The following is a 15,753-nucleotide window of genomic DNA, read 5'->3' as shown; positions in this document are numbered from 1 at the left end:
TTTAGTTTGTGCCTGTTTTATTCATTTCAAGCAATGCCTGCCACTGTGTTTCGTCTACGAGAACACCTTTTTCGAGACTCTCATGCCGTGTCCGCAGCATACCTTCTCCCGGATACCGGACCTTTTCATTTTCATCTAAAGGTGTAGCCGCATGGAAATCGTTGATAATTGCCGCGACTGTTTCATTTAGTGCTGCTTGTCCCATCAATCCCGTGGCATTAATCGCGATGTACGCTTGGGAAACAGCGTATTCCGAATTCTGCTTTCCGATTTCGTGGGTCGCTTGGCCGCCTGAGATAACGGATGCCATTGTGTCAAGCACCAGTGCCAGTCCTGACCCTTTCCAATAGCCGATCGGAAGTGCTCTTTTGGAATCAAGGATATCGCCAGGATTAACGGTCAATTCTCCGTCTGCATCATATCCGCCCGGTAGTGGGAGTTCTCTTTTCTGGAGCTGCAGTACCTCTAATTTCCCGTTTGAATACTGGCTCATCGCCATGTCCAGCAAAATGTGCCCTTCTTCTCTCGGAATGCCAATTGCCATCGGATTGTTTCCGATCTTCTTTTCAGCGGAACCCCACGGTGGCATAAGTCGGGTCGTGTTGGTCCAGCAGATGCCGATGTATCCGGCTTCTGCGGCTTGTAGGGCATAAGCACCGCCGCGCATCCAGTGGTTGGTGTTTGAAAGCCCAACACACCCGATGCCGTGTATTTCAGCGAGTTCCGTTGCACGCTGCATACAGATATGGGCGTTGACGAGACCGACCCCCATCTTACCGTCCCAGCGTTCTAACGCTCCGAAACTCTCGGTTTTCTCGGGTTGCGCGCGGAAGTCGATCTGTTTACTCGCCAATCCAGCGACGAATCCGGGAAAGCGGTTGAGTCCGTGCGAATAGACTCCGTCGCGTTGATTTTCGGCGAAGAGTCGCGCACATAGCACTGCTCGCTCATCGGCAAAACCGACTGAAGCGAGCACACGATAAAATTCGTCGTGTAAAGTTTGGAAAGGCACACGTTTCATACGTTATCGTAACTGTTATGCCAGCATTGGCTGCTTTTTATTATAGCCGCTACCACATTTCGAGCCATTGTGTCAGAGGTGTCACCGACTGTGTTTCGCTACGGATGACCCATTTGAAATCAGGATCTCCCCAATAGATTGTGCCGGGATGGTCACCATCTCGCAAATACCGGATGTCAATCGCCCAACGGACTATATTACTTGTGGTGTGTGGTAGCGATCGGTGAAATGTCAGGTTGTGGAATACTAAGGCATCTCCCAACTCCATAGGACACGTGACAATACGAGACGTATCCACAAGCTCGTCCATTACCTCAAGAAATCTTCCCTCCCGTTCTTCTGTCCGATGATCAACCACACCTAATCGATGTGAACCCGCAACCACTTGTAGGCAGCCGTTGGTCTCATCTACTGGCACCAACGGTATCCATGCAGTCGGGATGAGGGAACTTTCGCTGACTGTGCCGAAATAGCCACTATCCTGATGCCACGGGACCACCGTCAATTGCTGACCGGGAAGTTTCGGACGCGCATTGAAAACGGGGTGTCCGATGACATCTGTACCTGTGAGTTGTCCGATTGCGTCCACGAGTGGCGGCGCGTGATGTATCTCGAAAATTTCAGGTGTCGCAACTTGGTCACGCCAAGAACGACCGAAGCGGTTGGCATGTTCACCAGCGACTTGTGCGAATCGCGTTTCAAATGGAAGTTCTAACCCTTCATCTTCGATAATCCCGTCTGCTTTCAACTCGCAAATGATGCCATCTACGACACGGGCAAAACTGTCGCGCACACCATTGATAGCAGATTCCGGGACAACGTCTTTTAGCAATAAATAGCCATCGTTTTCCCACTGATCCATCTGTTCGGGTGACAGTGGGGTTACCTGTTTTTGATCGCTTTTCATTTTTATTCAATTCCAAAGTTTGGATGATTCTGAGAATTAAGATGACAAAAGTCGAAAAGATTGTAAAATAATAGCATATTTGGCGAAAAGAGTCAAAGAAAATAGCCCGATCGCATTGATATTTTGTTTAGCAGATGGTCCGTCACACACCGAAAGAGGAGGCAGGATGGCAACTTTAACGCAAACCGAAAACCGAATCAGACCGCTCTATATTGATGGATATACCCATCAACTCAGTTATGCCCCCGGTGAAGAAATTGCATTCCACATTTCAACGAGCGCAGGCAGCTACTCACTTGAGATTGCCCGCATCGGTGCGACGCGTGAAGTCGTTTGGAGCCAGGCGGAGCTGCCCGGTGAAGCACAACCGATTCCCGCAGACGCGTCATCGCAGGGATGTGGATGGTCACCCGTTTTTAGCCTTGAAGTGCCTGAAACATGGCAGAGTGGTTATTATGAAGGCACACTCCGCGCAACAGACGGTGGCGGAGACACTATTTATAGGAACCACCGCACTGCCGAAAGCACGCTCTTCTTTATTGTTCGTCCCGCGAAGCCCGGCGCAAACACGCCGATGCTTCTCCAACTCTCTACTAACACCTATAACGCCTACAACAACTGGGGTGGCTTCAGTCTCTACGGATATCACGGCGCAAGCAAGATACAGGGAAACCGCGTCTCGTTTGACCGCCCTACTCGTGGTATCTTCAGCAACTGGGAGTCGGCTTTTATTGTCTGGGCGGAACAAAACGGGTATACGCTTGATTATGCTGCGAACTCCGATTTGGAATTTCACCCTGAAATTTTGGAACATTACAAACTCGTCTTGAGTGTTGGACATGATGAATACTGGTCTGCCCCGATGCGCGATCATCTTGAGGCATTCATCGCCAATGGCGGGAACGCCGCCTTCTTCAGCGGGAATTCCGTCTGTTGGCAGGTGCGTTCTGAAGATGACGGCAGGGCACTCGTCTGCTGGAAACAGACCTACAATCAAGATCCCGTCTACAAGACTGATGATCACAGCACGCTCAGTACGCTATGGAGTCACTATCTGGTGGGTCGCCCCGAAAATGAGTTAACGGGTGTAGGTTTTCTGCAGGGTGGGTATCATTTGAGTCATGGGCAGTTTATGGACGGTGCGGGAGAATACACAGTCCACCGTCCGGAACATTGGGTCTTTGAAGGGACAGACCTCTTGCGAGACGATACTTTTGGTGGTGCAAATACGATTGTCGGCTACGAGTGCGACGGGTGCGAGTGGACCCTTGAAAACGGTTTACCGGTGCCGACCTATCAAGACGGCACGCCTGAAAGCTTCACGATCCTCGCGACCGCGCCTGTCCGATGGCATCCGGATGACTGTGAATGGTACGAACGTTGGGAAAGAGGGAGAACCGGTGCCGCAACGATGGGCATCTATACACAAGGCGGGACGGTCTTCACTGCTGCCACAACCGACTGGTCGCACGGATTAGCCGGTGGCGACGCTATCGTTGAACAGATTACACATAATGTTCTGCGCAGGCTTGCAGAATAAGCACCCGTGATTATATTTCTTTCCGTTGAAATGAAACGTGTGCCGCCGCAAATAACACTGTAAAAAAGAGTAGCAATAGCATCACGTCTAACATCGCGCCTTTGAATGCGTCTCCTAAACGTACGCTGTCTTGAAATTTGGGAATGCTTTCAAAGGAGACGGGTTTATCAGACATGCCTTCTTTAACGAAGGGGACATGTAGACTGTCTGGATCTGCGCGATCGGCAGCGATGAGAAAATCGTTGAATGCATCGGCATAACGCTCAGCGTTTTTCAAGAAATCCAAATGCCTTTGGAACCCTGTTCCTGCAAGGGATTCAACGGCGTACTGCACAATTGCTGTCGGTGAGATACGATTGAACTCTCTTGCAACTTGGATCTGGTGTATCCGTGTTGCTAAGAAGTTTTTATTTAATCGGAAATCAGCCCGCCGCTCTTCGTTCAAAAACTCCGCCCAGAGCAACGTCGCGTCCGTTGGCGGTCGGACGCGCGTCGGCACATGATCGTATAATCCACGCGCTTCATAACGTTCTGTGATCTCTTTCCGCTGGCTTGAACGTTGTGCCTTGTAATCTTGCGTGCTTAAGGGTTGGTTCAATCCACTCAAAATCGTCCCAAATGTTGCGGGTATCAGCAGCACCCAAATAACCCATAGAAGTAAAAGAATGACGAGACTTGTCGCGGAGCGGTTCGTGAGTGAAGAGACGAAAAGCCCAAGCGCGATAAAAATGGAAAGATATATCAAACTTACGACACAAAGCCCTACGATTCGCCCCCATTCCTGTCCGTTTAATTCAAGGGTCCCAGAGAGCAGCAGTAGGTTCATCAAGATACCGATCAGGAACACGACGCCGAGACTCATCAGGATACTTAAAAACTTGCCAGCGAACACGGTGCCTCTCGCAACAGAATTAGACAACGTGAGACGGAGTGTTCCCCGTTCCACCTCTCCAGAAATCGCGTCAAAGGTAAAAACAAGTGCCAGAAAACTGAGCACAACGGAAATGATAAGTACCCAGTCGATTTTTAGGAACGTTGGAAAAATATCTGTGCCGGTTATCGGTGGTGAGACATCATACATGAGCCGCCATAATCCTGATGCTTGGTAGGTAGGATCACTTCTTCCCCATCCCGCGCTCCAACCCAATACAGATGTCGGTAGATAATCTTCACTACCCTGTGCACAGAAAGCGAGTTTTGAAGGCTGTTTGTTAAGTCCGCCCGGGCCACGCACAACGAGATTGTAGAGATTATCGCTGTTTTTTTTCAAACGTTCCGAGGCGATAGACACCTGCTGACCGTATTCTATTTGTCGCGTTTTGTATTGCTTAACATGTCCAATAGCATTGAGAATCATCAGAAAAACGATGAGGAGAAGTGCGAACATAAAACGGAGGCTGTTGAACTGTTGAAATAATTCGCGTTGGACGATGTGCCAAAGCATCTCACACCTCCTGTCTACTGAAAACCGCAATGGCTACTATCAACAGCACAAGATTTAGGAGGAGAAGCCGCAGTAACTCGCCAGAGGCACGGGAACTATCCTCCGCTAAACCCCTTAAAGCCTGATAAGAAAACCTGGGCAGGTCATCCCATCGGACTGCCCCCTTGTCACTGGCAAACCACTGTCGTGAACTGAATGCCTTTTTGTCATAGAAATAGTCCAATATCGTTTGCCGATACTGCCGAACCGCTTTGAAGAAAGCCTCCATTGCAGCGAGATCGGTGCCTGCGTATGCGGCCGTCGCCAGGTAATAGAGCCCCGCAGGTGAGAGTCGGAGCGCGTTTCGGGCGGTTGTTGATCTGTGAACGAAGGTTTCAGAATAGGCCTGTTTTCGCACCAGCCACGCAGCCTCTACGGCACGAAGCCGCTGAGGTTCTAATTCTTGATAATAGGCTTTAACAGTCGGGATTTCCAATTCGGATGCTGCTTCGATGTGTGTGACATCCTTAGAAATTGAGCCTCCGCCCCAGTGTCCTTTCAATAGGAAGGGGAACGCAAACGGATCTCTGAGTTTCGCCTTTTCGCGCTGAAAACCTTCCATTATCTGCGAGATTTCGCGATCGGCTTGTTCTATCTTCTCTTCTGTCTCAATGAAGTGATTCACCATAAAGAGACTCGCGTTTGGATAGATGAACGTCAAAACTACCCAAATGAACATTGAGCTAATCAGTGATGTCGCTGTGCGGCGACTGATACATGAAATGAGGAGGCCAATAAGGTAGAAGGCGGAAACATAAATGATAGTGATTAATAAAATGCCACCGATTCGGAGGAAATCAGCAGTGCTGTAATCAATAACAGGGGATTGAAGCTGCAGCATTAATGCTAATAGAAAACTCATAAGAACTGGCAGCATGAGGCAGATCATGGCACTCAGATACTTTGATAACACTATGAGACCGCGTCCTACAGGATTTGCCAGTATTAGATGAAGTGTTCCATTTTCACGTTCCCCGGCTATTGCATCGTAGGCAAAAACAAGTGCAAGCAGACTGAGAAAGATTTGGAAGACAGTCACAATATCAATGGACGCAAGAAGGTGTCGGAACGGATTATCAAAGCCGGTGCTGAAATAGTTATCTTCCCACACGGAAGGCACCTTGTCACGGCGAAGTCGAACAGAATTCGCGGCGCGCTTATCAAGTCCTTGGTTAAAAAGGCTCAATGGATTGGGGGGTCGATCCAACTGTAGGGTCAGACCTGAATAAGTTTTAGCACTGAAGTTTTTTTCCTGATGCGTTTGAAATGCTTCGTTGTAACTGGCAAGTCGTCGCTCGTAATTGTCCGTTAAGGCGGCGGTAATTGTAAGTCCAAGTATGACACACGCAATAACCGCAATGGGAAAGCGGAATGTCATCAGATTCGCTAAAATCTCTCGTTGAATCAGCGTCCAAAGCATCGTATCTGTTTTCCTTAACCCTTTCGGTGGCAACTTGGGTAGAGTCTATACCATTCTGATGCCAAAGTCAACCGCAAATTTTCATTTACCCCCATTTTTTCTTGAGTATAGAATATAGTTGTTATAGGTTGCCATGTGTGTAAAAAAATAATGCACGTCGCATTTGGGTGAGTACGCCGCAGAATTGCCCTACTACGAACCGGTCCCCTTGTCATTGTGCGATTTAATCGCACGTTGAGAAATTACCGAAGTAAAAAATTAATCTTCATTGCAAATCATGCGTATGAAAGGATATGTTCTCTGGTTCATATCTCTTTGCGCTGGAAGGAGACGTGTGCCGCCGCAAATAACGCCGTAAAAAAGAGCAACAATAGCATCACGTCTAACATCGCGCCTTTGAACGCTTCCCCTAAACGTACGCTGTCTTGAAATTTGGGAATGCTTTCAAAGGAGACGGGTTTATCGGACATGCCCTCTCTGACGAAAGGAACGTGTAGGCTGTCTGGATCCGCGCGGTCGGCAGCGATGAGAAAATCGTTGAATGCGTCGGCATAACGCTCGGCGTTTTTCAAGAAATCCAAATGTCTTTGGAACCCCGTTCCTGCCAAGGATTCAATGGCATATTGTGCAATTGCTGTCGGCGAGATACGATTGAACTCTCTGGCAATCTGAATCTGGTTTACCTGTGCGTTTAAGTAGGCTCTGTGCAATCTCGCGCCTTCTCTTGCCTCCTCATTTAGAAACTCAGCCCAGAGCAGTGTTGCGGGTGTCGGTGGACGTTCACGGGTGGGTGCTTCGTCTTCTAATCCGCGTGCTCTATAGCGTTCTTGGAGTCCACTACGTCTGAAATATACCGGACTCGGCCCCCGGCGGATTGATGGCTGGTTCAGCCCACTCATAATTGTCCCAAGCATTGACGGCACGAGAATAACCCAAATTACCCATATCAGCAGTAGAATTACAAGGCTTGTTGAGGCGTTGTTAACGAGCGTGGATATGAGAAACCCTAAGGCGATAAAGACAGCGATATACATTAAACCGACAACGAAAATACCACCGATTCTGCTCCATTCTTGGGCATTGAGTTGGAGGGTTCCAGAGAGGTGAAGTAACAGGAGGTTAACCAACACACCGCTCATAAAAACAGCACCGAGACTTATGAGACAGCTTAAGAATTTACCGGTAAGTACCGTTCGACGCGCAATAGAGTTAGATAACGTCAATCGGAGGGTGCCGTGTTCTACTTCACCAGAAATCGCGTCAAACGTCCAAACGAGGGCGAGAAAACTCAGGACATTGGAGATGATGAGGATCCAGTCAATTTTTAGGAACACCGGGAAAATATCTTTCGCTTTTATGGATGGAAATCCACTATATTTTAATCGCCAGATACCAGAGACGTTATAGATCGTTCCCCATCCAGCGCGCTCCCCTGATGCAAATTTCGGCAGATTATTTTCACTGCCGTGCGCGCAGAAAAAGAGGGGTGAAGGCTTCTTGTGAAGTTCGCCGGGACCGTTTAAAACGAGTTTGTAAAGATTATTACTATTCCCTTCAAGTCTCGCCGAGTACGCTGAAACCTGCTGCCCATATTCCGCTTGTCGTGTTCTATATTCGTCAATGTGCCCGACGGCGTTGACGAGCATTAAAAAAACAGTGAGCAGCATAGCGAGTGCAAAACGGAGGCTATTGACTTGCTCAAACAATTCTCGTTTCACAACATGCCAAAGCATCTCAGATCTCCTGCCGACTGAAAACCGCGAAGGTTATCATAAGTAGTATTGGATTCAGAGTGAAAAGTAGAAGTAGGTCGCGGAGGGCGCGGTTACTGGCATCTTTAAACACACTCGGCGGTTGATAAGAGAACCGTGGGGCATCGTCCCAGCGGACGGCTCCTCTGTCGCTCGCAAACCATTGCCGTGAACTGAATGCCTTTTTATCGTAGAAATAGTCCAATATTGTTTCTCTATACTGTCGTCCCGCTTTAAAAAAGTCTTGCATTCTCGCGAGACCCGTCCCAGCCCACGCCTCTGTTGAGAGGTGATATAAGCCTGCGGGGGAAAATCGAAGCACGTTTCGAGCAATATTTGATTTACGAATATAGGTTTCAGCAAAGGTTGTCTCTCGTATTTGCCAGACTTTGTTAGCAGTCCGAATCCGTCCAGATGTTAGTTCTTGAAAATAGGCTTTAACCGTTGGAACATGGACTTCCGACGCATCTGGAATGAACGTAATATCTTTCTTTAGATGTGTGTAACTGGAACTCCCACCACTTGATTTACTGTCCTTTAGTAATGGTGGGTTCTCAAATGGGTCCCCAGGCACTACTTCATTCCAATAGAATTGTTCCAAAACTTGGTCAATTGCTTGATCCGCTTGCTTTACTCTCTCCTCCGTATCAATGAAGCGGTTGACGAGGAACAGGCTCACATTCGGATAAAGCAGTGTCAACACCACCCAAATAAACATTGATACGATAAGGGATGTTGCTGTGCGGTGAATCAGGCTGGAGATAAACAATCCGATAAGATAAAACGTGGAGGTATAGATGACTGTTGTGAGAAAAATACCGCCAATCCGAAGAAAGTCGTCGGCACCATAATGGATAGCATTAGATTGCAGTTGGAGCAGTAGTGTCAACAGAAAACTCATTAACAGCGGTAGTGTAAGGCAGAGCATGGCACCCAGATACTTTGCCAATACAATTAATCCGCGTCCAACGGGATTGACAAGGATTAGACGTAACGTACCGTTCTCGCGGTCGCCAGCGATTGCATCGTATGCGAAAACCAGCGCGAGGAGGCTGAAAAGGATTTGGAAAATAGAGACCAGATCTATATCGGCGAGTAGGTATCGGAAAGGATTGCTGAACCCTGTATTACGGCTGACATTACCCCATAAAAAGGGGATCTCTCCAATTCTGATTTGGAGCGAGTTTTTCGAGCGTTTGTCAAGTCCTTGATTAAAGAGGCTCAGTGGATTGGGTGCTCTGTCAAGATCCGGCCTGAAAGAGGAATACGTTTTTCCGCTAAAGTTCCCTTCTTGGTGCCTCTGGAAATCTTCATTGTAACTCGCGAGTCTCCGTTCATAATTGTCCGTTAAGACGATGCTCCCCGCCAGCACCAGTGCCATAGCCGCGATAACCGCAACCAAGAAACGGAACGTCATTAAATTCATTAAGAGTTCATGTCGAATCAGCGTCCAAAGCATTGTGAGTCAGCATCTCCTGTGATACAACCTTCACTTATACACCTACTTGGATGCACTTTCCGAGTGTTCAGCAGGCTTATAGGGTCTTGCAGCAGGACATCTCAATTGAAATACAAAGCTATTTTTTGGTGAATTATCAAAATATGGACATTTACCAAGGATGATAGGGATTTAGCGGGTTGATGTTAATCGGGGGTGTATAAGTAGGATATCGCTCCTATTTCAACGGCTTTCGCATGACGAATATCGCAATCTGTGAACTTATCATGAATCTGAAATCTGTCTCTGTCGATTTTATATCAAAACTCGTTAAAAGCACTTATTCTTGACATGAGCCTCAACTTTTTATCAAACTCACATTAGAACACTAACTCCGTTTCCACCGCTTCATCGTAGTCCACACAGTCAACTTCAAATCCGAAGAGGTTTCGGAAGCTTCGTCTGAAGCCTGCGTAATCAGAGAGGTCCCGGAAGTTATCGGTATCAATCCGCACCCAACGCTCGGCGATTGCGGCGGTTACTTCAGTCTGCAATTCCTCGTCATCAAGACGGATGTAGCGTTCATTGTCGAGTTGGGGTTGTTGCCCAGGTCCGAGATGCTCAGAGAAAAGCCTTCGCATTTGTCCAATCGGTGCTTCATTGGTACCTTTGGCGTTAAGAATGTCATAGAGGATACTGACATAGAGGGGTACGACCGGGATCGCTGCCGATGCTTGTGTAACGACGGATTTATTCACCGAAACATATGCATTGCCGCCGAGGATATTTGCGAGTCGCTTGTCAAGCATATCCACACGTGCTTTGAGATCATCCTTCGCTCTACCAATAGTTCCGTCCTTGTAGATGGGCCAGGTTAAGAAACTCCCGATGTAGGTATAAGCAACAACGCTGACCTCTGGTGCAAGTAAATCGGCTTCTGTCAATGCATCAACCCACATCTCTAAATCTTCACCACCCATTACCGCGATCGTGTCTGAGATCTCTCGCTCATTGGCAGGGACAATTGTCACGGGGACGATGACTTCCCGATTCAGATCGATCGTTTTTCCTGTATACGGCGTACCAATCGGTTTCAGGACAGATTGATGTGTAACCCTTGTCGTCGGATGCCTGCGTCGTGGCGTGGCAATACTATAGACGAGGATATTTATCTTGCCAAACGCTGCTTTAAGTCGGTTAATAGCCTCCGACTTCATCTCATCTGAAAAAGCATCTCCGTTGAGACTCTCCGCGAAAAACCCATCCTCCGCTGCTTGCCGATGAAAGGCGACAGTATTATAGTACCCTGCTGTCGCAGTCCGCCTGGCATCAGCGGGTCGCTCATAAAGAAGTCCAAGCGTTTTCGCGCCCAAAGCCCACGTCAAAGCAATACGAGAGGCAAGCCCATAACCAGTTGACGCACCGATGACAAGCGCATTTATACCCGTTTCTCTGTAAGGAATCCGCTGTTTAATCTCGCCTATCTGCTCCAGTACATTCGTGTGACATCCAGTTGGATGGGCATTCGTAGAAATAAATCCGCGTATCCGAGGTTTAACAATTTGAATTGCCATTATATCCTCCGTGAGGGTTTTCGTTAAATGATAGGATAGTGGTCCTCCGATCCCTGATGTATCACATCCAAATGCTTTCGTAACACCAATCGACGCAGACGTGTCTTTAATAAAAATGCGTTCCCAACTGCGTCCCTAATTTTGTGGATACAGCCGTTTTAAACGGCCGAACATCGTTACTTGGACAATACTGTGAAAAAGAAGTTACCCAACACCAGATGGATACACGATTTCTCCTTGCGCAACGCACCGGCTATTGACTTCAGCTTGCACGAACCACGTGTGTATGTCAAAGGTGTTTCGATACACTTGATACACAAGGATACATCCTGGGAAAATGGGAGCGATCAGCTTTACGCGCAATCTCAGCGGGCCCTGTGCGAGTTGGCGTATCTCTGGTAAGGTGTCAAGTACCTGTTGGCACAGTTTTTTGTCCACTCGCGGTTGTAGCATTTTGGATCTTTGAAGCACCTGGAGCCCACCAAGGAGACCACGCTCGTCGAGTTGATGAAGTATATCAAAGAGTACACAGCATTGTCGGAGTCCTTCAATCGTATAGATACCGGGCCACAATTTCAAATCTGGAAAATGCCCAACAAATACTGGTTCATTCGCCGACACATAGCGTTCGGCAGAAAGTTGGTACGCTGGTGAACCGCGATAACCAATAATCTGATCCACCATTAGCATTGGATGTCGCTGAGGTAGCAGGTATCCGATGACATCGGCACCGATGCGGAATTCTTCACCGTTTCTCAAGAGGTATTCTCCTTCTCTCGTGTGCGAAAACTATCGCTGTAGGGGCTAATGTTCCAACTGAGGTTATTAACCACTGGTGGCGATAGCGTCTTTAAAGGGAATCCCTCAACCTGAAAAACATCCAATCCGGCGTGCCAATATGGGCGGCGGAGCAATGCCTTACCGACGTAATCGCCACGCGCAGGGGAATATCCGATTGCTAAAATATGTCCCACGACCTCATCATCACAGACAACCGCCGTATCAACTTTGACCGGATCCGGTGTTGAAAAACAGGTGAGTCTGCGCGTCCACCCGGATTGCCGGCGCGTACGTATCGCTTCAGCACCCGGATATACAGCCTTCTGTGAAGACAACCGCCACTGCAACTGCAACTCAAAGGGTGTAAGTCCGTACTGTCCCTCCCTGTTAATATCAAAGAAAAAATTCTCTAGCGCACATTGAGCCCGTGCTGCCTCATCGGCATGTGCCATCTCAAATGCGCTACCAGCAGTGCTCAGTTTTTCAAGCCAAGCGTTTTTCTGATCCGTCGGTACCAGCAGATGATACCCGTATTCCCCTGTCTTACCTGCCCGAAACACGAGCACCTCATCGGAAATTTTCATTCCCAAATAAGGCAAACCGAGTATATCAGGTCCGAGAACTTCCGCACACAATTCCCAAGCATAGGGACCGTCGAGGGCTAAGGGATCATACGTTTTGCTGAGGTCAATGATCGAAAAATCAGTATTTTCTGCACTGTGTTCAGTGATCCAATCAATGAGCGCATCAACACTGGGACCATAACCGAGCAGATAGGCATCTTCTCCGCTCCGGCAAACATAGATGTCGGCAAAAGGGGTGCCGTCTTCATTGAGCAGCAGTGTGTACTTCATCTGTCCATCTTGAAGAAAAACATCGCATGGACATACCGCATCAAAGACATCAAACGCTTGCCTACCTGTCAACTGGAGGCAGCAGAGGTTAGATTCTTCCGTAAATGCCACCGAGTTACGAATGGCGTTATAACCGACTTCAGTTCCTTTCATCAAGTTCAACCTCCTTTCGATTCATCACCTCATCGACAAGTGAATTGATGGTCCGTAAAAAGGACGCGCTTTCTCCGTCGTCTAAAACGATCCCGAATTCCGATTCCAAACTTATAATGATTTCGATAGCATCTATAGAGTCAAGTTCCAGTCCAACACCAAAGAGCGGCGTATCTGGATCCAAGTGCTCGCTGGAAATATCCAACGCCAGATAAGAGATCAGCAGTTCAGTCACGCGATTATACGTGTTTTCGCGTTGTTTAATTTTCGCTTTAAGTTCAGCTTGCATGTCCATTCTCCATTTGCAAAATAATTGCTGCCCCCGCAGACCCGTCCCCTCGGTTACTAATGAGGAAGGGGCCCGGTTCACCCTGTCTTAGGGCATCTACAGCTGCAGTAACTGCCCAAAGTCCTGTAACAGTAGGGGGTCCCGGCACAACTATTGGTACAACTTCTTCACGGTTGAGAGAGACTTTCGCCAGGGCGCGTTCAACGGCACCTTCAGAATCGGTTGCGAGTGCCCAACTCGCAAGATGAACAGGAGCGTCCGAGGTGCCTGCCTTAAGCAGGATACTGGCGGCACCGTGATCATAATCAAAGTCATCGCCCTCATACGGTTCATCAACTGCCGCTGCGAGTAAAGCACCGACATCGTCCCGCCAAGCAAGATGGTCCGCAGCGAGAACAAGAGCTGTCAGCCCACTATCTCGCCCTGTTGATAAGGTTGCCGCAGGGCCTTTCAAACCAAAAAGCCTACAACAAGCACCTGTCGCGTAACTACACGCCATTCGTGTGAAGGCGGATGCCGAGGGTTGTGCGAATCCGCGTGCCTCAACACTTTTCTGAAAGGCTTGGAGACTCTCCACGGAAGGACGGTTCTGACCGACGAAAATTCCGATGCCTTCACAGTCTGATGAACGCAGTCTCAGCCGGGCAGCTGTCAAGGTATTCGCGACAGCACTGGCAAGAAAGCGCGCTGTAGGATCTAACCCCCGCAGTTCGGTGCGTGGCACGTACTGGTGAATCTGGTGGCAATCCTTAACCATACTCGCATCGATGATCCCAATGGGACGCGGCAGTTTTCTTCGAGGCACCAACACGCCATTGGGCTGTCCAAAAACTAAAGCGGCGTTGAGCCCTCCAAACGCAGCATTGGCACATACTGAGTGCTGTGTGACGTGAGTCCTCGGCTTTCTCGAAGCGACAGGATCTGTTGGCGAATTCGGACGCGGTTCGGTAAAATTGAGGGTGGGTGGAACAACGGCGTGTGTCATCGCCAACAACGTAACCACAGCCTCAAGCGCACCGGCAGCACCTTGGGCATGCCCGAGGAAACTCTTGCTTGAACTGACAGGTAATTGGTCCGCGTAATCACCGAAGACAGACTGGATTCCCCGCCATTCCGCCGCATCGTTTGGGGCTGTACCCGTGCCGTGGGCATTCAGATAATCAATAGATTCAGGGGTAAGCCCCGCATCCGCCACCGCAGTAGAGAGTGCGCTCGCAATCCCGAAACCAGAAGGATCCGGCGTTGTATCATGGAAAGCATCCGCGGAGAATCCATATCCCATGCACTCAGCCAAGGGAGCGACATCCCGCGCGTTGGCGGAGGATTCGGATTCGAGGAGCAGAAACGCAGCGCCCTCACCGAGCGTTGTTCCAATAACTGTGCTGAATGGAGCACAAGGCGTTTTCGATAAGAGGCCGAGGCTCTGAAAGCCAGCGAAAATTTCAGGGTAGAGCTGATCCACACCCCCCGTGAGAACATACTCTACCACGCCCCGTCGCACCATATCCGCTGCAAACCCTATCGCATGCGTCGATGATGCACAAGCAGTAGAAACCGTAATCGATGGACCACCAAGCTTCAGGCAATTTACAAGATCAACACTTATAGCGTGTATCTCTTTCCTCCCCAATCCATTACATGTTCCAAGCACCAAGGCAACACGACTCGGATCAACAATACCAGCATTTTTGAGGGCTTCGGCAGCGGCGGCACGTCCATAAACCACGGCAGTTTGTAAGTCGGCATCGCAGGGGCTACTTGAAGAAATCATCGCTCCTAACTGAGTATCAAACCCATCAGCGTTAAAGTGATTGATCGGGGCAATACCGCTCTGACCTTCTTCTATAGCTTCCCAAAGCATCTCCGTATTTTCGCCCAAGGCACAGTGCGCCCCAACACCTGTAATCACAACTTTCATCAACTGCCTCCAAATGCCGCACCTACTAAGGTGCCCTGAGCAATTACCCGTGTTTCAACAGAAGCTTGTACGGCATAATGTATCAACGCTCCGAACATACGCGTCTGTTTTACTCTATATCGAAGCAATTCACCCGATCGGACCTGACCGGTGACCTCAACGTCTACCGAAGCTAACATTCCTATTTGGGGAACCTCTTTCATTGTATCTTCTTCAAGAAACCTTAAAAATCGTTTTAAGATGTCATCGTTGCTGGCATCCGCTAGATTCATTAAGGCAGGATTCACATTTTCCGATTCCAATTTTTTCGCTGTACCACTACGCTCACATGCCCATAAGAAACTCATGAGGGTACAACTTTGCCCTAACCCCTCAATAATATATACCGACGGCCAGTACAACGGTTGTTCGGCACCTGAAAACACGGGTTCCGACCCTCGAATAAGGTACTCGGCGTTAAGAGTAGGTACATCACCCCCCACGTAATCAATAATTGATTCAACCATCAGAACTGGAGGACGGTGTGGCAAGAAATGCTCTATAATTTTCATTCTTCCTCAAAAACCTGATGGATCACTCAAGAAACCACCCATTATGCGGATTGAGATACATCTCACGATGCCAC

The 15,753-nt window shown here is 48.7% G+C and carries 13 protein-coding genes; 1 reads left to right on the top strand and 12 read right to left on the bottom strand.

Annotated features, from left to right (window positions below; genetic code table 11):
* Position 1: 1 nt before the first annotated feature.
* Complete coding sequence (yiaK, locus tag OXH00_04600; GenBank protein MCY3740278.1) at positions 2-1,021, bottom strand: 3-dehydro-L-gulonate 2-dehydrogenase; 1,020 nt, start codon at positions 1,019-1,021, stop codon at positions 2-4.
* 49 nt (positions 1,022-1,070) lie between these two features.
* The gene (locus OXH00_04595; protein MCY3740277.1) at positions 1,071-1,928 is read right to left on the bottom strand and encodes a phytanoyl-CoA dioxygenase family protein; all 858 of its coding nucleotides are present in this window, start codon (positions 1,926-1,928) and stop codon (positions 1,071-1,073) included.
* 166 nt (positions 1,929-2,094) lie between these two features.
* Between OXH00_04595 and OXH00_04590 the strand changes: the two genes are divergently transcribed.
* Positions 2,095-3,468 (top strand): hypothetical protein, encoded by a 1,374-nt coding sequence (locus tag OXH00_04590; protein ID MCY3740276.1) that lies wholly within the window; start codon positions 2,095-2,097, stop codon positions 3,466-3,468.
* A 10-nt stretch (positions 3,469-3,478) separates the two neighbouring features.
* Here OXH00_04590 and OXH00_04585 read toward each other — a convergent pair whose 3' ends face one another.
* From OXH00_04585 to OXH00_04540, 10 genes are all read right to left on the bottom strand, one after another.
* A complete protein-coding gene (locus tag OXH00_04585; protein MCY3740275.1) occupies positions 3,479-4,912 on the bottom strand; it encodes an ABC transporter permease subunit in 1,434 nt (477 codons plus the stop codon).
* A gap of 1 nt (position 4,913) precedes the next feature.
* Positions 4,914-6,371 carry an ABC transporter permease subunit gene (locus OXH00_04580; GenBank protein MCY3740274.1) on the bottom strand — a complete coding sequence of 486 codons (1,458 nt, stop codon included), beginning with the start codon at positions 6,369-6,371 and terminating at the stop codon, positions 4,914-4,916.
* 305 nt (positions 6,372-6,676) lie between these two features.
* Positions 6,677-8,104 (bottom strand): ABC transporter permease subunit, encoded by a 1,428-nt coding sequence (locus tag OXH00_04575; GenBank protein MCY3740273.1) that lies wholly within the window; start codon positions 8,102-8,104, stop codon positions 6,677-6,679.
* Position 8,105: 1 nt separating this feature from the next.
* Positions 8,106-9,581, bottom strand: a complete 1,476-nt coding sequence (locus OXH00_04570) for an ABC transporter permease subunit (GenBank protein MCY3740272.1) — start codon at positions 9,579-9,581, stop codon at positions 8,106-8,108.
* Between the two features lie 359 nt (positions 9,582-9,940).
* Positions 9,941-11,134, bottom strand: a complete 1,194-nt coding sequence (locus OXH00_04565; GenBank protein MCY3740271.1) for a trans-2-enoyl-CoA reductase family protein — start codon at positions 11,132-11,134, stop codon at positions 9,941-9,943.
* Positions 11,135-11,338: 204 nt separating this feature from the next.
* Positions 11,339-11,893 (bottom strand): hypothetical protein, encoded by a 555-nt coding sequence (locus OXH00_04560; protein MCY3740270.1) that lies wholly within the window; start codon positions 11,891-11,893, stop codon positions 11,339-11,341.
* Positions 11,890-12,921 (bottom strand): hypothetical protein, encoded by a 1,032-nt coding sequence (locus OXH00_04555; GenBank protein ID MCY3740269.1) that lies wholly within the window; start codon positions 12,919-12,921, stop codon positions 11,890-11,892. The genes OXH00_04560 and OXH00_04555 overlap by 4 nt, the downstream gene beginning before the upstream one ends.
* Entirely contained in the window at positions 12,908-13,210 is a 303-nt protein-coding gene (locus tag OXH00_04550; protein MCY3740268.1) for a phosphopantetheine-binding protein, read from the bottom strand. Before OXH00_04550 ends, OXH00_04555 begins: the two co-directional genes overlap by 14 nt.
* A complete protein-coding gene (locus OXH00_04545) occupies positions 13,200-15,128 on the bottom strand; it encodes a beta-ketoacyl-[acyl-carrier-protein] synthase family protein (protein ID MCY3740267.1) in 1,929 nt (642 codons plus the stop codon). Before OXH00_04545 ends, OXH00_04550 begins: the two co-directional genes overlap by 11 nt.
* Positions 15,128-15,679, bottom strand: a complete 552-nt coding sequence (locus OXH00_04540; protein ID MCY3740266.1) for a hypothetical protein — start codon at positions 15,677-15,679, stop codon at positions 15,128-15,130. Before OXH00_04540 ends, OXH00_04545 begins: the two co-directional genes overlap by 1 nt.
* Between the last annotated feature and the right edge of the window lie 74 nt (positions 15,680-15,753).

The organism is Candidatus Poribacteria bacterium (genome assembly GCA_026706025.1).
Taxonomy (GTDB): Bacteria; Poribacteria; WGA-4E; order WGA-4E; family WGA-3G; genus WGA-3G.
Note: the sequence above shows the minus strand (reverse complement) of the source record. Positions and strands in the feature narration are given on the sequence as shown.